Origin of the sequence: Clostridium sp. AM27-28, from assembly GCF_003480955.1 — a bacterium.
Classification (GTDB): Bacteria; Bacillota; Clostridia; order Lachnospirales; family Lachnospiraceae; genus Otoolea; species Otoolea fessa.
In genome coordinates this window covers 14,753-33,914 of the sequence record NZ_QUJT01000012.1, presented here as the reverse complement: position 1 = coordinate 33,914, position 19,162 = coordinate 14,753, and the positions used below count along the sequence as shown (strand labels likewise).

At 49.7% G+C, this 19,162-nt stretch carries 15 protein-coding genes; 6 read left to right on the top strand and 9 right to left on the bottom strand.

Going from position 1 to position 19,162, the window contains the following annotated elements:
• Window positions 1-96 precede the first annotated feature (96 nt).
• Entirely contained in the window at window positions 97-2,097 is a 2,001-nt protein-coding gene (locus tag DW720_RS12815) for a LacI family DNA-binding transcriptional regulator (protein ID WP_118743108.1), read from the bottom strand.
• A 372-nt stretch (window positions 2,098-2,469) separates the two neighbouring features.
• Here DW720_RS12815 and DW720_RS12810 point away from each other — a divergent pair, with 372 nt between their 5' ends.
• The 5 genes from DW720_RS12810 (at window position 2,470) to DW720_RS12790 (ending at window position 8,664) form a co-directional block, all read left to right on the top strand.
• Window positions 2,470-3,498 carry a sugar ABC transporter substrate-binding protein gene (locus DW720_RS12810; RefSeq protein ID WP_107001728.1) on the top strand — a complete coding sequence of 343 codons (1,029 nt, stop codon included), beginning with the start codon at window positions 2,470-2,472 and terminating at the stop codon, window positions 3,496-3,498.
• A 99-nt stretch (window positions 3,499-3,597) separates the two neighbouring features.
• On the top strand, window positions 3,598-5,106 hold the full coding sequence (locus DW720_RS12805; RefSeq protein ID WP_118743109.1) for a sugar ABC transporter ATP-binding protein: 1,509 nt from the start codon (window positions 3,598-3,600) through the stop codon (window positions 5,104-5,106).
• The gene (locus DW720_RS12800; RefSeq protein ID WP_107001726.1) at window positions 5,106-6,092 is read left to right on the top strand and encodes an ABC transporter permease; all 987 of its coding nucleotides are present in this window, start codon (window positions 5,106-5,108) and stop codon (window positions 6,090-6,092) included. Before DW720_RS12805 ends, DW720_RS12800 begins: the two co-directional genes overlap by 1 nt.
• Window positions 6,093-6,128: 36 nt before the next feature.
• Window positions 6,129-7,604, top strand: coding sequence for a glycoside hydrolase family 32 protein (locus tag DW720_RS12795; protein ID WP_118743110.1), 1,476 nt, complete (start codon window positions 6,129-6,131; stop codon window positions 7,602-7,604).
• Window positions 7,605-7,701: 97 nt separating this feature from the next.
• Entirely contained in the window at window positions 7,702-8,664 is a 963-nt protein-coding gene (locus tag DW720_RS12790) for a carbohydrate kinase (RefSeq protein WP_182427991.1), read from the top strand.
• A gap of 116 nt (window positions 8,665-8,780) precedes the next feature.
• On the opposite strand, the gene DW720_RS12785 is transcribed toward DW720_RS12790, so the two are convergent.
• From DW720_RS12785 to DW720_RS12750, 8 genes are all read right to left on the bottom strand, one after another.
• Window positions 8,781-10,535, bottom strand: coding sequence for a [FeFe] hydrogenase, group A (locus DW720_RS12785; RefSeq protein WP_118749728.1), 1,755 nt, complete (start codon window positions 10,533-10,535; stop codon window positions 8,781-8,783).
• The gene (locus DW720_RS12780; protein WP_118743112.1) at window positions 10,529-12,370 is read right to left on the bottom strand and encodes an NAD(P)-binding protein; all 1,842 of its coding nucleotides are present in this window, start codon (window positions 12,368-12,370) and stop codon (window positions 10,529-10,531) included. The genes DW720_RS12785 and DW720_RS12780 overlap by 7 nt, the downstream gene beginning before the upstream one ends.
• Window positions 12,371-12,754: 384 nt before the next feature.
• Complete coding sequence (locus DW720_RS12775; RefSeq protein WP_118749727.1) at window positions 12,755-13,942, bottom strand: J domain-containing protein; 1,188 nt, start codon at window positions 13,940-13,942, stop codon at window positions 12,755-12,757.
• Window positions 13,943-14,100: 158 nt separating this feature from the next.
• The gene (locus DW720_RS12770) at window positions 14,101-14,619 is read right to left on the bottom strand and encodes an Hsp20/alpha crystallin family protein (RefSeq protein WP_118743114.1); all 519 of its coding nucleotides are present in this window, start codon (window positions 14,617-14,619) and stop codon (window positions 14,101-14,103) included.
• Window positions 14,620-14,936: 317 nt separating this feature from the next.
• Window positions 14,937-16,295: an MATE family efflux transporter gene (locus tag DW720_RS12765; protein WP_117796633.1), complete on the bottom strand. Its 1,359-nt coding sequence runs from the start codon at window positions 16,293-16,295 to the stop codon at window positions 14,937-14,939.
• A complete protein-coding gene (locus DW720_RS12760) occupies window positions 16,288-16,737 on the bottom strand; it encodes a MarR family transcriptional regulator (protein WP_117796634.1) in 450 nt (149 codons plus the stop codon). The genes DW720_RS12765 and DW720_RS12760 overlap by 8 nt, the downstream gene beginning before the upstream one ends.
• Window positions 16,738-16,890: 153 nt before the next feature.
• Complete coding sequence (locus DW720_RS12755) at window positions 16,891-17,331, bottom strand: peptidylprolyl isomerase (RefSeq protein WP_117796635.1); 441 nt, start codon at window positions 17,329-17,331, stop codon at window positions 16,891-16,893.
• Between the two features lie 115 nt (window positions 17,332-17,446).
• Entirely contained in the window at window positions 17,447-17,884 is a 438-nt protein-coding gene (locus DW720_RS12750; protein ID WP_117796636.1) for a transcriptional repressor, read from the bottom strand.
• 250 nt (window positions 17,885-18,134) lie between these two features.
• Here DW720_RS12750 and DW720_RS12745 point away from each other — a divergent pair, with 250 nt between their 5' ends.
• Complete coding sequence (locus DW720_RS12745; RefSeq protein ID WP_117796637.1) at window positions 18,135-19,151, top strand: metal ABC transporter substrate-binding protein; 1,017 nt, start codon at window positions 18,135-18,137, stop codon at window positions 19,149-19,151.
• Window positions 19,152-19,162 lie beyond the last annotated feature (11 nt).

The window sequence follows — 19,162 nt, the reverse complement described above, 5'->3', positions numbered from 1 at the left end:
TGCCCAGCAACGGGATTTTGCCGATGCTACGCATTCCAAATCGGCAAAATCTGCTGTCGGAACTGTATCGTACGGAATTTTCAGTTCAGAAAATTCCTACCTGTGAACTGTTACCTTCTCCCCCAGCTCCTCCGGCAGTGCCTCAAAGAAAATATCCTTCCAGGCACGTTTCAGCTGTTTTTCATGAACCACATAGGGCTGCACGCCGATATATTTGGGGACGTTATTGCTGACAAGGGATTTGGCGACTGCAAGAGCGGCCGCTTTTCCCTGGTCATATGGTCTCTGGGTGCTGAGTCCTTTTACAAATCCTTGATTCATTTCTTCTGCAATCTCAAAATCCAGATCTGTGGTAAAGACAGCAATATCTGTCCGGTTCAAAGCTTTTAGGGCCTTGATGGCGAGCAGGGCGGGGCGGTCCCAGCTCACATAGAGCGCCTGGATATCCGGGTGCTCGTTTATCATCTCATAGCATACCTTGTAGGCATTTTCAATTTGAATAAATCCCTTTCTGGCAGTGATTTCAATGTCGGGATAGGATTCCCTTAATATTTTTTCGGCACAGTTATCACGCTCGGTAGTGCCGTAAAACATGGCGCCGTGGATGATGAAGCCGACTTTGGCGTGCGGTTTTTCTTTCAGGTATTCGCCGATCATGCGCCCTGTATTGGTGCCATTTTCCCGCTCATTGACGGAGATACAGGAGACGTAATTGTTCCGGCTGAAATTCTGCGGGACATTGCTTAAAAAGACCAGCCGCGTCATTTTGGACAATTCCTGAAATGCCGGACCCGTCTGGACATCGTCGGTGGGGATGGCGATGACGGCGTCCGGGTGTTGCATTTTGATGCTTTCGAGCTGCATATTCTGGAGGGCAGGATCAAAATGGGCGTCCATGGTGGAAATAATATCGATTCCGTACTGTTCCAGTTCATCCCGGATGCCTTTCTGATGCAGGGCAGCCCAGGCAGTTCCAGTGTAGTGGAAGGAGATGGCGACGCGGTAATTTCCAGTTCGCAAAAGCTGTTTTTCCTCCTTGGAGAGGCGAATGCTGTCCGGGGAGACGGCGTGTTCACCGAGCGGACCGTTGTCGATGATCCGGGTGGAATCACGCAAAATCAGCTCTACATCTGCATAGCGGGTCAAAGGCGCGCCGGAGAGGTGGTTGATCTCGTCAAAGAGTGCCTGCGAGGTGAGTTCTGCCATCTGGTCGATGTCCCGGTGGATGCAGGATAGCGGTGGGGCGGTCAGCTCGCACCAGAGCATATCGTCAAATCCGATGATGGAAATATCGCGCGGACAGTCTTTTCCCAGCTCCCGCAGCGCCTTGAGAAGAAACATAGTCAGCCGGTTTCCACCGGCGATGATAGCGGTGGGGAGATACCGGGTGATGCTTTTCTGAATATTCAGGCTGATGGTATCACTGGACTGATACAGATTGATCTCCGCGATGCAGGAACTGCTCAGGGTATGGTTGGCGGAGAGAAGCGCCCGCTCATATCCGGCAATCTTGTCCTGTTTGGCGAGGCTGTCTGTTTTTTCTACCAGAAACAGCACATTTTCGTGTCCGCTCTCAAAAAAATAGGAAGTAGCGGAGTGAAATGCTTTGGTGTAATCAAAAAGGATCCGTGGAGTGACATCGTCATCGATGAATCGTTCGACACAGACAAACGGGATACCGGATTCATAGAGAAATGAATAGGCAGCCGGATTGCTGCTTGCCGGGGAGAGAAAGATGCCGATGGTCTTGGCACTGGAGATTAAGTTTTGCAGGATGCTTTTCTCCTCTTCCAGGTTGTCGTTGGTGACGGCGGTGTAAAACTGATAGCCCTGGCTGGTCGCGTAGGACTGCAGCTGATTGCACAGATCGCAGTAGAGCGCGCTCTTGATATTTGGAAAGACAGCGACAATCTGTGAACTGCGTCCGCTGCGGATTTTACGCACCTTTTTTTTGATTTTTTCAGAATATCCACTTTCTTCAATAATAGCTTCGATTTTATCCACCAGTTCCGGGCTGACATAGCGCGTATGGTTGATAACATGGGAAACGGTGGCGATGGAGACGCCTGCCTTTGCGGCGATTTCTTTGATGGTCATAAAACTCCCCCTTGCTGGTACGGATTTAGTCCGGCGGTTCCTGCGCGGCTGGATTTGGATTTGCCGCAGTTTTATATTTCTGTTTTTGATTATAGCACAAAAATTGGGGTAAAACGATAAGATGAATGAAATTTACGTAAAAAATTAAAAGGAACGGTAGAAATGCATAAATATCAATAAAACAGGATGAATATATCGCTGAAATTAGTGCAATATGCCACAAGAGTATTGACGAAAGGGCATGGAATAGAGTAATATCTAGATATCAGACAGGGAGACTCCTTCCAGAGAGAAAATTTTTTACGTAAAAAAACTATAACAATCCGTTTGAAATGCACTAAACAGTGATGAAGTAAGAGGAGGATCAGATTTATGAAAAAAAGTCTTAGATTTACAGCAGCAGGTCTTTCAGTTTGCATGATGGCAGCAATGCTGGCAGGATGCGGCTCTTCCAGCAGTACCGATACAACAGCGGCAGCCGATGCTTCTGAGGCAGCGGCAGATACGCAGGGGGCTGAGGCAAAGACCAGCGATTTATCGTTTGCATTCTGTACGAATACTTTAAACAATACTTTCCAGAGTTCCATTGATGCAAAGCTCAGCGAGCTGTGCAAGGAAAACGGCATTTCCTATACCTGCCTGGATCCGGATTATGATTTAAACAAGCAGCTCAGCCAGTTATCTGACTGTGCAAACAGCGGTTACGATGCAGTATTTGTTATCCCGGTTGACTCCGCAGGTATTACCTCCGGACTGGCTGAGATTGCAGACGCAGGCATTCCGATTTTCAACGTAGATACCGCAGTCATCGATGATGATATCGAACAGTTCGTGACACAGTTCGTTGGAACCAACGCATACATGGCAGGTCAGTTAGTGGGCGAGCAGATGACGAAAGATTATCCGGATGGCGCAAAGATTGCAGTTCTGGATTTCCCGTCCAATGAAAGCTGCGTGGATCGTGTCAATGGTTTCCTTGAGGGTCTTGGCGATCAGAAGGATAAATTTGAGATTGTAGCACAGCAGGATGGCGGTGCAGCGCTCGATCAGTCGATGGGACTGGCTGAGGATATCATCACAGCAAACCCGGATCTGGAAGCATTCTTCTGTATCAATGACCCGTCTGCCCTGGGTGCGGCAGCAGCTATCAAGGCAGCAAACAAGACCGGCGAGATCGGTGTATATAGCATCGATGCATCCCCGGATGGAAAACAGGCACTCTTAGACGGTGAGTTCACCGCAGTTGCATGCCAGGTTCCGCTTCAGATTGCAGAATATGCATTTGACGCAGCTGAGAAATATGTAGGCGGCGATACCGCAATCGATGAGAAGAAAGTATATCTGGATTCCCATCTGGTAGAGAAAGAAGAGGCAGAGAAGACTCTGAACGACTGGCAGTAATGAACTGCGAGGAAGCTTAATAGTTACGTGAAATAAAATAAAACATGGAAAATGCGGCGATGGGGTTCATTGCCGCATTTCTAAAAAACGGAGGGTTCTATGGGAAAAACAATTCTGGAAATGATAGATATCAAGAAAAGTTTTTCCGGGATCTATGCATTGTCAGGGATCAATTTTTCCCTGGAAATGGGCGAGGTTCATGCGCTTCTGGGAGAAAATGGAGCGGGTAAATCAACGCTTATCAAGGTCCTTGGAGGAATTTATAAACCGGACAGCGGAACAATCAAGATTAATGGTCAGGAAGTTGAGATAAATGGTGTTTCGGACGCCCAGGAGAAAGGAATCGGAATCATACATCAGGAGATCGTCCTGGTTCCGTATCTGACGGTCGCGCAGAACCTGTTCCTGGGACGGGAAATCAAGACGAAATTCGGCACCGTGGATATGCGGGAGACGAACCGCCGGGCAGGCGAGATGCTGGCAAACCTCGGGGTCAATATCCACCCGGATACGCTGGTAGAATCTTTGACGATCGCCCAGCAGCAGATGGTTGAGATTGTAAAGGCGGTATCCTTCGACGGACGGATCATCGTCATGGACGAGCCGACGTCCTCCCTTTCCAATGACGAGGTAGAACAGTTATTTGGAATCATTGAGAGATTAAAAGCAAAACAGGTAAGCATTATATATATTTCCCACCGTATGGAAGAACTGTTCCGGATCTCGGATCGGGTTACCATCATCCGCGATGGCGCCTATGTGGGAACGAAAAAAACATCGGAGACGAATGCGAACGAGCTGGTAGCCATGATGGTAGGACGGGAGTTAGAGAGCTTCTATGCCAGAGATTACAACGATCTGGGACATGCAGAAACGGCGTTGGAAGTGAAGAATTTAACCTGTGAGGGTGTGTTCTCAGATATCAGCTTCCGGGTAAGAAAGGGAGAGATCCTGGGATTTGCGGGTCTGGTCGGAGCCGGACGAAGCGAGATCATGGAATGTATCTTTGGAGCCAGAAAATACCAGAGCGGAACCATTCTTTTAAATGGAAAGGAAGTCCGCTTCACGACACCGATCCAGGCAATCAAGGCGGGCATCGGACTGGTGCCGGAGGATCGGAAAAAACAGGGACTTGTCCTTGGCGATACGGTCGGTTTTAACCTCACGCTGGCATCGATTGACTCTTATATTAACGGAATTGCCATCAGCGACCGGAAATGTCAGGAAGTGATTGATTATTATAAAGAAAAGCTTCATATCAAAGCAGTGGCAGACCGGGTGGAACTGGTGGAAGCGGGAAGTCTTTCCGGCGGAAACCAGCAGAAGATTGTCCTTGGAAAATGGCTGGCAATCAAGCCGGATGTCCTGATTCTGGACGAGCCGACGAGAGGCGTCGATGTCAATGCGAAGTTTGAGATTTATTCCGTTATTAATGAGCTGGCGAAGGCGGGTATCGCCGTTATCATGGTATCCAGCGAGCTGCCGGAGATCATCAATATGTGCGATAACGTATGTGTCATCAAGGCGGGAAAAATGACGGGAATGCTCGGAAGAGAAGAACTGGATCAGGAGAGAATCATGCAGTATGCAGCAGGAGGCGAAGAGTGATGAACGGAAAGAAAAGTACAGCAGGCAATTCGGTACTCTCGGTATTTACCGGAAATACAGGAATTATTGGAGTGCTGGTTATCTTATGTGTGGTAGTCGCACTGGCAACCGATAAATTTTTGACACCGAGCAATATCATTTCAGTGCTCAGACAGATTTCCATTAATACATACATTGCACTGGGAATGACGTTGATTATTATTCTCGGACACATCGATCTGGCAGTTGGCGCGATCGTAGCGATGAGCGGAACTCTGACCGTAGGATTTGTAGTTAATCAGGGACTTCCGATTGGCGTGGCGATTGCGGCTGGCATCATCATCGGTGTTGTGGCTGGTCTGATTGATGGTATGGTTGTATCGAAATTCCGTGTTCCGGCATTTATCATTACGATGGCAATGATGAATGTCTGCAACGGTATCGCGTATGTATATTCGGGCGGACAGTCCACCCGTATTACGGATAAGTTTTTCATTGCAATCGGAACGGGTTATCTGTTTAACATTATTCCGCTGCCGGTTGTCTATATGGTTATTTTAATTATCGTATTTAGTTTTCTGCTTTCTAAAACAAAATTTGGTACCTATGTGTATGCAATCGGCGGAAACCGTGAGGCGGCGCGTCTCTCTGGTGTTCCGATCAAGAAAGTCGAGATCATCGTGTTTACATTGTCGGGCGCCCTGGCGGCGTTTGCAGGTCTGGTTCTGGCATCGAGAATGTATTCCGGACAGCCGTCCGTCGGAAGTGGCTATGAGATGGATGCGATCGCAGCCTGTGTCCTCGGCGGAACCTCGATGGCAGGCGGACGCGGACGTATCAGCGGCACAGTATTTGGTGCGATGGTAATCGGTATTATTTCCAATGGTCTGAATCTGATCGGTGTCAGCTCCTACTGGCAGCTGATTGTAAAGGGTCTGATCATTGCCTGCGCGGTTGTACTGGATTCCCAGAAGGGCAATCTGGCACTCCTCAGAAAAAAGAAATGATTCCAAGAGCACATTTAGAAAGGCAAGGAGAGAAGAATGGACTTTTTCAGAAAAATGTCATTTGCGGATTCGACCGGTGACGCGATTCCGTTTTATCATGAAGGTAAATATCATATTTTTTCACTGACATCCCCGCCAGGAACCACGGTATATCCGGCGAGACTGCGTACTACATGGAGCCACTCTGTTTCGGAGGATCTGGTGCACTGGGAGGAGCTGCCGACAGCACTGTATCCGGGCGAGGGCGATGAGCCGGATGCGTCCGGCGTGTGGACGGGATCGGTTATCTACGGCGAAGGAAAATATCACGCATTCTATACGGGTTACTGCCTGACGGCAGAATATCAGCAGACGATCTGCCATGCGACGAGCGAGGATGGTATCACCTGGACGAAGGACGCGGCAAACCCGGTTATCACGCCGATGATAGAGTTATATGAAAAGCTGGACTGGCGTGATCCGTATGTATTTTATAATGAGGAAGATAAATGCTACTGGATTCTGATCTCGGCGAGACGGCTGGATATGCCGGTGACAAGACGCGGCTGTATCGTCCTGTACCGCTCGAAAGATCTGGTAAACTGGGAGTATTATGGTCCGTTGTATTCGGCAGGCAATACGAATTGTCCGGAATGCAGCGAGATGTACAAGATAGGCGATACCTGGTATCTTTCCTATTCCCGCTTTTCCGAGTTTGTCAACACGATTTACCGCACTTCCAAATCTCCGTTTGGACCGTGGAAAAAGCCGAAGAAAGACGGCATCGGCGGACGCCGCTTCTATGCAGCTAAATCCATGCAGGATGACAACGGGCGCCGTTTCTATTTTGCCTGGGCGCATGACCGTGCAGAAAACAGCGACCGCGGCGAGTGGTACTGGGGCGGCACGTTCTGTATTCCGCATGAGGTCGTTGCAACGGCAGACGGACAGCTGGACGTGAAGCTTCCGGAAGAATATGTAAACTGCTTTAAAGAGAAAGTTGACTGGAAATACCTTCCGGTCATGGGAGAATACAAGCTGTATGGAGATACAACGGTTGAGCTGGATGGATGCGGGACAACCTCGTATGGTTTCCTGGAGCAGCCGGAAGAAAAGTTCCTGTTTACCGGCACGGTGATCCCGAAAGAAGCGAATGATTCCTTCGGAATCCTGTTGAAATCCGACTGGGAGGCAAGCGGCTGCCTGTTCTTAGAGTTTGATGTGGCGATGCAGCGAGTGTCCCTTCTGTCCCTGCCGATGGGAGTTGACCCGTTCTGGGAGCAGTCCTGCCAGGCGGTTCCGAAAGCAACGGAACCGGGACCGGATGGCGTGCGCGTGGCAGAGAAAACCTTCGCGATTGAAAATGGCGCGGCAATCGACGTCAAGATTTCGGTGGATCATGACATGGTAGAGGTATTTGTGGGCGAGCAGGTGGCGTTTACCTATCGTATTTTCCGGAAACCGGAGTACGAGCTCGGTCTGCTGGCGCAGGACGCGAAAGTAGAATTTGCAAATATGGCGATTCGGAAGTAAAATTCCTTGTGAGAGACGAACGGATGTGGCTGTCCGCCTGTGAGAGGGCTGGATGGCGGCACCATTGATATAACTTGTAATACGGAGGATGATTCGTATGAGAATAAAAACAGACATCACAGCGCTGGGAGAGCTTCTGATTGATTTTACTCCAGCAGGCGTTTCACAGCAGGGAATGCGTCTGTTTGAGCAGAATCCGGGAGGTGCGCCGGCCAATCTGCTGGCGGCGGCTGCGAAATTTGGAAGGAAGACAGCATTTATTGGCAAGGTGGGTAAGGATATGCACGGTGATTTCCTGAAGGAAACCCTGATCCGGGCAGGTATCAATACGGACAACCTGATTCAGGATGAGAAGTATTTTACCACGCTTGCATTTGTAAGCCTGAAAGAAAACGGGGAGCGCGAATTTGCCTTTGCGAGAAAGCCGGGGGCAGATACGAATCTGTGCATGAAAGAGATCGATCCGGAGCTCCTGGAAAATACGAGAGTATTTCATGTCGGTTCCCTGTCGCTGACCGATGATCCATCCCGGACGGCAACCTATGAGGCGATCAATATTGCTAGAAACAGCGGTGCGGTGATTTCCTACGATCCGAACTACCGGGCGGCGCTCTGGAGTGATCCGGAGACCGCACAGCTTCGGATGCAGTCGCTGATTCCCTATGTAGATATGATGAAGATTTCGGATGAAGAATCCTCGCTTCTGACCCCGTATCAGGACCCGGAGGAAGCGATTCAGTATCTGCTCCGTCAGGGCGTGCACCTGGTGGCAGTGACGCTCGGAAGAGATGGCGCACTGATCGGCAATGAAAATGGAATCGTAAAAGCGGAGGGCTTTTCCTCCCATGCGGTCGATACAACCGGCGCTGGTGATTCCTTCTGGGGCGGTTTTCTCGCCTCCTATCTGCAGGAAGAAACCTCGCCGGAACACCTGACCCGGGCGCAGATGATTCAGTTTGGCAGGGTCGGCAACGCAGTGGCAAGCCTGTGCGTCGAACGCCGCGGCGGAATCTCGGCAATTCCGGAGATGGAGGAGATTGAAGAGAGGCTGAGAGGTTAGAAGAGAAGATAGAGTAAGTAGTTGGTAACTAGCCTCAGATTGGTCATCTGTGAATGACACAAAACCCCAGAGAGCGGCAACTCTCTGGGGTTTTGTTGTGTGACCGTTTGGATATATTAATATTCCTCCACATGCAGCAGATGATGTGCACGATCGGATAGAGGAGCTTCAAGATACTCGTCATACAGTGTCTGAACGGCCTTGTTTTCATGGCTGAAGCGGATTGCGCTGTTTACATCATAAGCACGCAGGCACTGGTCGCGGTCTGCGCAGTCCTTCGGCTTATTCTGGAAGGATGGGCGGATCGGCTGACCGCCGCCGTTGATACAGCCGCCCGGACATGCCATGACTTCAACGAAATCATAGTGGCATTCGCCGCGTTTCATCGCCTGAATGAGGCGTCTGGCCTCTCCTAGGCTGCTGAGTGCTGCACAGTGCAGTTTCACACCCTTGATATCGATTTCCAGTTCCTTAAAGGAACCGATCTGGCGCAGAACCTTCAGCGGACTCTGCTCGTCGATCTCCGGATTTTCACCGGTTACGGTGTGGTAAGCGGTACGAAGCGCTGCTTCCAGTACGCCGCCGCTGGCACCGAAGATCACACCGGCTCCGGTTGCTTCACCGAGAGGATCGTCAAAATCGCACTCCGGAAGTCTGGATACATCGATATGATCGGCCTTGATGAGACGGCATATCTCACGGGTGGTCAGAACATAATCAATATCTTGTCCGGTTCCGGCGCTGTCCATGCCCGGAAGAGTCAGTTCGCGCTTCTTGGACATACACGGCATGATGGAAACACAGGTGATATTTTCCGGTGCAATGCCTTTTTTCTGTGCAAAATAAGTTTTGATGACAGCACCGAACATCTGCTGCGGGGACTTGGCAGTGGAAAGCTGCGGCAGAAGCTCCGGATACTGGCTCTTTGCAAAGCTGACCCAGCCAGGGCAGCAGGAGGTGAACATAGGCCAGCTGTATTTATCCGGCTGCTGTAAGCGGGCTAAAAGCTCGTTGCTTTCCTCCATAATGGTCAGGTCGGCTGCAAAGTCAACATCGAATACATAGTCAAATCCAACGGATTTTAAGGTGGATACGAAACGTCTGTCAGTAGCAAATTCCGGCGAAAGACCAAATTCTTCACCCCATGCGGCCCGGACGGCCGGAGCTACCACTGCAACGGTTACCTTCTCCTCGTTTGCCAGTTCGCCGTGAATACCGTTGATGGATTCCACATCATCTCTCTCCTGCAGAGCGGCAGTGGGGCAGTGGGTTACACACTGTCCGCAGAGAGAACAGTCGGATTCTTTGATTTCCAGATTGTGGGAAACATCGACCGTGGTATGGGAACCGGTTCCGGATACATCCCATATATTTAAGGTCTGGATCTTATCACAGATCTGGACGCAGCGCATACATTTGATGCATTTTCCAGCATCGCGAATCAGTGGGAAAGTAGAAGTCCAGATCATTTCCGGATATTCGTTTTTATAACGGTCAACGGTCAGGTTCAGATCACTTGCCACCTGTTTTAATTCACAGTTGGAACTGCGCACACAGGTGGGACAGTTGGTGTGATGCTGGGAAAGAAGCAGTTCCACGTTGATTTTGCGGGCTTCGCGGACCCGCGGGGAGTTTGTGAGAATCTCCATGCCTTCCTGCACCTGGTTGTTGCAGGAGGTAACGAGATGGTGGATTCCCTTCACTTCTACAACGCAGACACGGCAGGCACCGATCTCATTGATATCTTTCAGATAGCAAAGATAAGGAACGTGAAAACCGTTGTCGCGGCAGGCGTCCAGAATCCGGGTTCCGGCAGGAACCTGCAGTGGTATATTATTAATTTTGATGGATACAAGATTCGTATTTACCATGATGTGGTCCGCCCTCCTTTGAAGTTTCCATAACCGAAGTGATCACAGCGCAGGCAGCGTCTGGCTTCCTGGCCAGCCTCCTTGAGGCTCATGCCGCATTCGGTAAGTGTAAAGTCACATTTGCGTTCTCCGGCAGGTCGCTCTGTCAGGTTGACACGCCCGCAAGGAGTACGGTCGGAGAGATCCGGTTCCGGAATCTTCACATCGCAGGTAATCTCGTGGTTGTAGCCGAGATACTGGTCGATGTTGGCTGCGGCTACCTTGCCGGCAGCGATTGCACGGATCACGGTTGCCGGTCCGGTTGCACAGTCGCCTCCGGCGAAAATACCCGGCATATTCTGAATGGAGGTCCATCCGGTTGCCTGGATGATGCCCCATTTTGCGTCGATACCCTGTTCTACGAAGTAACGGCTTTCGATGCCCTGCCCCACAGCTGCGATGACGATATCACATTCAACCGGGATAGAGTCGGTGCCGATAGCCTTCGGTGAAGGACGTCCGCCGCGGATTTCTCCCGGCATCTGCTGGCTTACCCAGAGAGCTTTTACCTGGCCGTCCTCGTCTGCTTCAATCCGCTCCGGTGCGTAAAGTTCCATGATCTCTACGCCTTCAGCCATGGCACTTTCAACCTCTTCCGGAAGAGCTGTCATATCAGCTTTGCGGCGTCTGTAGGCAACTGCCACCTTGTCTGCACCCAGGCGGACAGAAGAACGGGCTACGTCCATGGCTACGTTGCCGCCGCCGATGACACAGACCTTCTTGCCGGTAAGATCCGGATATTTGCCGTCACCGATGGCACGTAAGAATTCAACGGCTGAGATAACACCGTCGGCATCTTCTCCTTCGATACCAATCTTTTTATCACTATGAGCACCGATGGCGATGTAGATAGCATCATATTCTTTGCGGAGTTCATCCAGAGACAGCTGTCCTGGATCGTTTCCGACCGAAGTTTCAAGACGGACTTCCACACCGGTTTCCAGAATGACATTGATATCATCCTGCAGGCGCTCTCGTGGCAGGCGGTAGCTTGGAATTCCGTACAGCAGCATGCCGCCGAGTTTCTTGCGTTTTTCAAATACAGTGGTCTGATGTCCCATCAGCTGCAGATAATAAGCAGCGCTCAGGCCGCTGGGGCCGCCGCCGATGATCGCGATGCGCTTACCGGTGGAGGTTGGACAGACCGGTGCCGGTACATATCCTGCCATATCCACAGCTACACGTTTGATACCGCGGATATTGATAGAATTATCCAGCATGTTGCGGCGGCAGCGGGACTCGCATGGGTGCTCGCATACCAGCGCACAGGCGGTTGGGAATGGGTTGTCCTTGCGGATCAGGCGGACTGCATCGGCATAGCGTCCTTCGCCGGTCAGGGCGATGTAACCCGGAATATCAACTCCGGCCGGGCACAGAGCTACGCAGGGAACCGGCTGATCAAGATTACTGCGGCAGCGGTTGTGTAAGATATGTTCCATAAAATCCTCTTTGAAGCCGTCCAGTCCTTTTAAAACCATCTGGGCAGCGGTATAGCCGATGGCACAGTCAGCCGTGCTTTCGATGACACGGGCTGTTTCCTCCAGCATGGTTAAATGCTTCATGGTTCCTTTTCCGTTCAGGATGTCTTCCAGAAGATTGGAGAGCTGCGCGAGACCGATTCGGCAGGGAACGCATTTGCCGCAGGTCTGTGCATGGCACATTTTTAAAAATGCAGCGGTCAGGTCGACAGGACAAAGACCTGGCGGGCTGGCGATGATGCGCCGCTCCAGATCCTTATAAAGTCCCTCTACGACATTCTGAGCCTCGCTGTTGGTTGGAATGACGAGTCTGCTCATAGGGTGTGTAACTCCTTTCATAAGTGTGAAAAAATAAACGATATATTTTCGATAAAATATTGGTTTTAGTATAACATAAATAAGAGATTAGATACAAGGGTTATGATAAATTATCTAAAAAGATACAATTCATAGTGAGAAAAACAGAAAAAATAGACAAGAAAACAGAGGCAGGGAGGGAGAAAAAGAAGAAAAAACGGAAAAGTAGAAAAATGAAATGATTTCATAATAGAAAAATAGAAGTTCATTTGCATATAAAAAATTAAATTAAAAATCATAAAAGTGAAAATGTTTTTTGACTGATGAAATGTCCAGGCGGGAAACGCGGGTGCAGCTTGGAATAGGTGTGCCTGCAAATTGAGAAAATAAAAAAGGCAGGAGCCATCAAGCTGCGCTCCTGCCGTTATGTCCGCCGTGACCATTTTTATCCAGTCCACAGGCGTGTTCAAATTCGCGAAGTTTCTGTTCTGCCTCAGGGGTCAGATGGTTCGGAACATCGATCTGAACTGTCACGTACTGATCACCATGGATGGACGGATTCTTCATGGAAACAACGCCTTTTCCCTTTAATTTAATCTTGGTTCCCGACTGCGTCCCGGCTGCGATCTTGCACAGGACATTGCCGTACAGGGTGGAAACCAGCGCCTCACCGCCGAAGACTGCGGTGGTAAACGGAATGCGGACGGTCGAGTAAACGTCCATCTCCTTGCGCTCCCATCCCGGTTTTGCGGTGACGGTAATATTTAAAAGAAGATCGCCCGCCTCGCCGCCGCCCGTTCCCGGCATGCCTTTTCCTTTCAGACGGATAGATTTACCGGTATCGATGCCCGCTGGGATGTGAACCTGTAAAGACTGGCGCTTGCCGGTCTGTGGGTTCTGCAGAGTGATGAGCTTCTCGCAGCCGGATACGGCTTCATCAAAGCTTATGGTTACATCGGACGTGAGGTCAGAACCTTTCTCACGGAAATCGGCGCTGTGAAAGCCCTGACTGCCGCCGAAGCCGCCAAAGCCAGACCCGCCGCCAAAATGAGCGCTAGAACCGCCAAAACTGGAGCCACCGGTAAAATGAGTCCCAGAGCTGCCAAACCCGGAACCGCCCGTGAAATGTCGGCTGCGGGAACTGCCGCCCGAACTCTTGCCGTGGAACATGCCGCCAAACATATCTCCAAAAATGTCACCCATATCGTCCATGTCATCCCCGGTAAAATGGTATTCTGCATAACCGCCCGGACCGCTCTGATAGTGCCAGGAACCGCCCTGATCGGTACCGCCAAAGCCGGAGCCAAATGGACCATTTCCAGAAGCGCCGGCACCGCCAGCTCCGCCGTATGCGGCGCTGTTCGGGTCAAATGCGGCGTGACCGAAGCGATCGTAGAGTTTCTTTTTTTCTGGATCACTTAAGATCGAATAGGCTTCGTTGACATCCTTAAACATCTGCTCTGCCTGGGGATTACCGGCATTGGAATCCGGGTGATACTTTTTGGCAAGTTTCCGGAATGCCTTTTTGATCGTCTCCGCACTGGCGTCCCGCTTTATCCCCAGTATGTCATAATAGTCTCTTTTCTCTGCCATTGATTATCACCTCCGTAGATGCAGTGATTTAAGTTTCAATTATTTAGGTTATGATAAAAGATTGGGTATGATAGAAGCTGCCGCATTCCTGCGACAGCTCCTGAAGCTATCTGGCTGCTGGCAACACAATGTGTGAGCCGCAGCTGCCTATCTGATTATTAACCTTCGATGGAAACGAAATGCTTCTCTTCAACCGCTTTCTTTTCCAGCTCTTTCGGGAAGGTCAGGGTCAGAGTGCCATTTTCAAATTTGGCATGGATATCCTTTTCCTCTAGGTTCTCGCCGACGTAGAAGCTTCTGCTTACGTTTCCGCTGTAACGTTCCTGACGGATGTATTTAACCGGCTTCTGCTCGGCTTTATCATCTTTCTTGGAAGCATCCGACTCTGTGGTTTTGGCATCCTTCTGATTTTCCTTCGGCTCTTCCATGGAAGAAACTTCCTTCGAACCGCTGACGGTCAGATAACCATCTTTTAGTTCAATCTGGAGCTCTTCTTTCTTAAAGCCCGGCAGGTCGATGGAAACTTCATAATCCTTATCGGTTTCCTTGACATCCGTCTTCATCAGCTGGGAAGAGGAAGCACCATACAGTCTCTGGTTAAAGCTTGGGAAGGAAAAATCCATCCAGTTATCAAAGTTATCAAATACACTATTATTAAAAATACTCGGCATATACATAAGTCATCTCTCCTTTTCGTATTATCTTAACGTTACTGTTCACGCATACATGCCCAGTAACATCTTAACATCTATGTGAAAACATCGGCGGCAACAAGCTTGTTCTCATTTCCTTGTTCCTCTCCTTTGTTCTAGCTGTAATATAACACACATAATTAGCACTGTCAAGAGGTGAGTGCTAATTTTTTTGTGAAGAATTTGTGAACAGCGCAATTATTCAAGGATAGGCACTTTTGAAACCGAAAGTGCCGTGACGATAACAGGCAGACACCTTCGCTCTGAAAGTGCCTGCCTGTTACGGAGCAGTTCCTGTGTTTTTATATGATTTCTTCCACTGGCGGGTGCTGCTGTTTCCGGGTCCAGTAGATATAATATCCGATATTTAGTACAATGCCGACGATCGTAGAAACGGGGGCTGCGAGACCGATCTTGGTCAGGCTGGCATCCGGCTGGATACTCATGAAATACGCTAGCGGGAGACGCACCAGAAGTGTCTGGATGAGTCCCTGTGTCATAACCCAAAGTGTCTGGTTATTTCCGTTGAAATATCCGATCATGCTGAACAGAACCGCGGTCACGATGGACTCGAGTGCGAATCCTTTCAGGTAATCATAGCTGTTCTGGATGACCGCCGCATCCGTCGAGAAGAAGCCGGACAGGACATCGCCTTTTAGGAGAACCAGGGTAAAGACGATACAGCCGACGCACAGACCGACGCCGATTCCCGTAAAAAGGGTGTGCCTGGCACGTTTGACTTTCCCTGCCCCCACGTTTTGGGAGACGAAGGAAGCCATCGACTGCATCAGGGCGCTCGGGACAAGCATGGCGAAATTGACGATTTTGCATGCTACACCGTAACCGGAGGACGCTTCCAGTCCCAGTCGATTGACAAAGGCGCACAGGGCTAAGAAGGAAAGCTGGGTTAAAAATTCCTGAAGCGCCAGCGGCAGTCCGATGGAAAGAAATTTCGGACACTGGGTGTTGAAGCGGAAATCGTGCCGGGTGATCGTAAATGGCAGAGTTTTCTTAATTAAAAGAATAATCGCGAAAATAACGCTGAGCGCCTGCGCGGAGACGGTCGCGATGGCGGCACCGGCGGCGTCCATATGAAGACCAGCTACCAGTGCGAGGTCGCCGATCACATTGACGATGCAGGCAACCAGGACAAAGAGAAGCGGTGACTGGCTGTCACCGAGCCCGCGGAAGATGGAGGACAGCAGGTTGTAGGCGACGATGAAGAAAATGCCGCCTCCGCAGATGCGGATGTAGCTGGCGGTCTGATCCACCGCCGCCTCGGGTGCCTGCATGAGAATGGCGATCGGGCGGGCAAAAAAGACCATGACGACGAATAAAACGGCGGAAATGATCGTAAATACAATCGAAGCTCCGCCGACAACTGCGCCGATCTGCTGCGGTTTCTTTTCACCGAGATAGCGGGCGATCAAAACGGTGATACCCATAGCGAACTGAATTACGACGAAGGTGACGAGGTTTAAGACCTGGCTGCCCGTCGAAACGGCGGAAAGACCGGAGGTCGAACCGAACCGTCCAACCACCAGCAGATCGACCGCGCCGTATGCCGCCTGCAGAATCAGTGCACCGAGCACCGGAATCATGAAAGCGATCAGTTTTTTCAGGATACTGCCCTGTGTAAAATCAGCTTTATCATTATTCATGGGAATCCCTCCGTTTGCACATAATCTGATAAAATGTCTCCATCGTCTGAATCATCTGGCGGGCGTCCTCCTCAGTAATGGTGTCTAAAGACGGGGCGAGCGCGCTGAAGTATTCGGTGTCGTACGTCTGTGAGAGCGTCCTGCCCGCTTCGGTGATGGAAATGTAGGTAACACGCCCGTCGTTCTGCGAGGTTTTCTTTTGGAGATAACCGCCCGCTTCCATCTCCTTGACAGTCCGGGTCACGCCTGGGCGAGGCAGGTTCAGCGCATCGCTGATGTCCGATATTTTTACATGGATGCCGTTTCGCTCCAGCGACTGGATGACATCCAGATATTGAATATAGGAGGAAGTGACTCCCTTCGGCAGCGGCGGAAGCATATCCCGGATTCGTTTGCCCTGATAACAGGCGTCCAACATCCGCTTGATTGTTTCGATGGTCATATGGAAAGTCTCCTTATCAAATAGTTACTTGTGATAATTACCGTGGGTAATTATAGTGGAGGAGTGAGAATTTGTCAAGAAAAAATACCGCCAGCTCCCGGGATGGGCGCTGACGGCGCGTGTTGTTATAATGTAAGGGCAGTTGTGTTACGGTTATTTTACTTCAACCAGCTCAATCTTAAAGTTAAGCTCCTTACCAGCCATCTCATGATTGGCATCAAACGTGATATTTACCTCATTCTTTGCGATAACCTTGACCGGGAACGGCTGTCCCATCTGGTTGGTTAAGTATACCTGCTGTCCAACTTCCAGTTCCTCGGAACCTGGCAGTTTAGCGATCTCCAGTTCCAGAATGGCGTTCGGATCCGGCATGCCGTAAGCTTCCTCCGGCATCAGGTGAATCTCTTTCATCTCGCCTACTTCCATATCAGCGACAGCGGCATCGAAGCCTTTGATCATCTGACCGGCACCGCAGACAAACTCAAGGGGTTCGCCACGATCGTAGGAAGAATCAAACTGTGTTCCGTCATTAAAGGTTCCTTTGTAATGAGTGCGGCAGGTTTTGCCGACATTGCGTCCTGTGATTTCAGACATGATAAAATCCTCCAAAAGATATTGATATGCGGTAATGGGAAAATCCGCCTCAAACGGCCGTTTTCCGGTAAATTCGTGTGCATATGCTACCAGTATACTAAAAAATGCAGGAACATTAAAGCTCTTTTTCAGAACCTTCTTTGGCGGCGCATTCCTGGCAGAGGCCATGCAGCAGATCACCGCTGCATTGGAGCAGAAAGCCATGCTCTTCTAGGAGATGCTGACGGAGTTCATCCATGAAATCGCAGTCAAGGTGAAACAGGCGTCCGCAGCGGGTACATTTAAGATGAAGATGCTCCATACAGTGGGCACCTTCTCCGGCATATTGGTAAACGGCTTTGTCATTTTCAGCATCTGGATATTTGATAACGATGTGCTCTCGGCACAGTTTGTCTAAAAATCGGTAAATGGTGGTAGTATTGGTTTCTGCCCGTTTTTCTTTCAGATAATTTTGTATATCGGCAACGCTTACCGTGCTGGAAGCGTGCTCTTTCAGGTATTCGAGAATCTCAGTCCTTGTTTTGGTTGTATATGGTTTTCGGATCGAAGTCATACGGCAATATCTCCTTTGTCTGTTAGCTCCTATTTTAGCGGTGAAGGGAGGAAGCGTCAAGCCGCATAAGAATAAAATGCAACTCATTTGCAAATTAATCTTGACGATGTAAAAAAAGGGTGCTATATTAATAAACGCAAATTACTTGCATTTATTAATGTGTAGAGCAGAAGACACAAAGCCTGCTGTTGACAGGCAGGTGCTTCTGCAAATACTATGCGATAACCTACAGCTGAAAGGAGCAGACAGAATGAAAAAGAAAAGTGTGTTTATGGGAATGATAGCAATCTCTGCACTCGTGTGGATGACGGGCTGTGCCGGAAGGGCGGTGGAATCGTCCGATATAGAGACCGAACAGGAGGAGAAAGACGGAAGCGGGGAAACAGAGACGGATGTAATAAGCATCGATGGAGACAAGTTAAAGGTCATGGCGAGCTTTTATCCGATGTATGATTTTGCCCAAAAGATAGGCGGCGATCGGGTGGAGGTGACGAATATGGTGCCGGCGGGAACGGAACCTCATGACTGGGAACCGGCAGCTTCTGACATCAAGAAGTTGGAAGAGGCAGATATTTTTATATACAACGGAGCCGGAATGGAGCACTGGGCTGCCGATGTGCTTACGTCGCTGGACAATAAAAACCTGATTGCGGTGGAAGCATCTACGGGAATTGATCTGCTGGAAGGCTCAGAGCATGAGGAGGAAGAAAACGGAGAGAAGGATGAGCATGCAGAAGAGATTACCTATGACCCCCATGTGTGGTTAGCGCCGGAAAATGCGAAGAAGGAAATGGAAAATATAAAAGATGCACTTGTATCAGCGGATCCAGATCATCAGGAGTATTATGAGAAAAACTACCAGACCTATGCGAAGAAGCTGGATGATCTGGATGCAGAGTATCAGGAAAAATTATCGGATGTGAAAACACGGGATGTGATAGCTGCACATCAGGCATTTGGGTATCTGTGCCAGGCATACGGTTTAAACCAGAGCGGAATCGAAGGATTATCCGCAGATTCAGAACCGGATGCAGCCCGGATGAAGGAGATTGTGGATTTTGCAAAAAAACATCAGGTTAAGACCATCTTCTTTGAGGAGCTGGTAAGTCCGAAGATATCGGAAACGATTGCAAAAGAAATCGGAGCGCAGACAAAGATGTTAAATCCATTAGAAGGGCTTAGTGATGAGGAATTAAAAGCAGGGGCGGATTATTTTTCTGTAATGGAATCAAATCTTGAGACATTGGTGGAAGCACTGAATCAGTAAAGAAAAGGGAG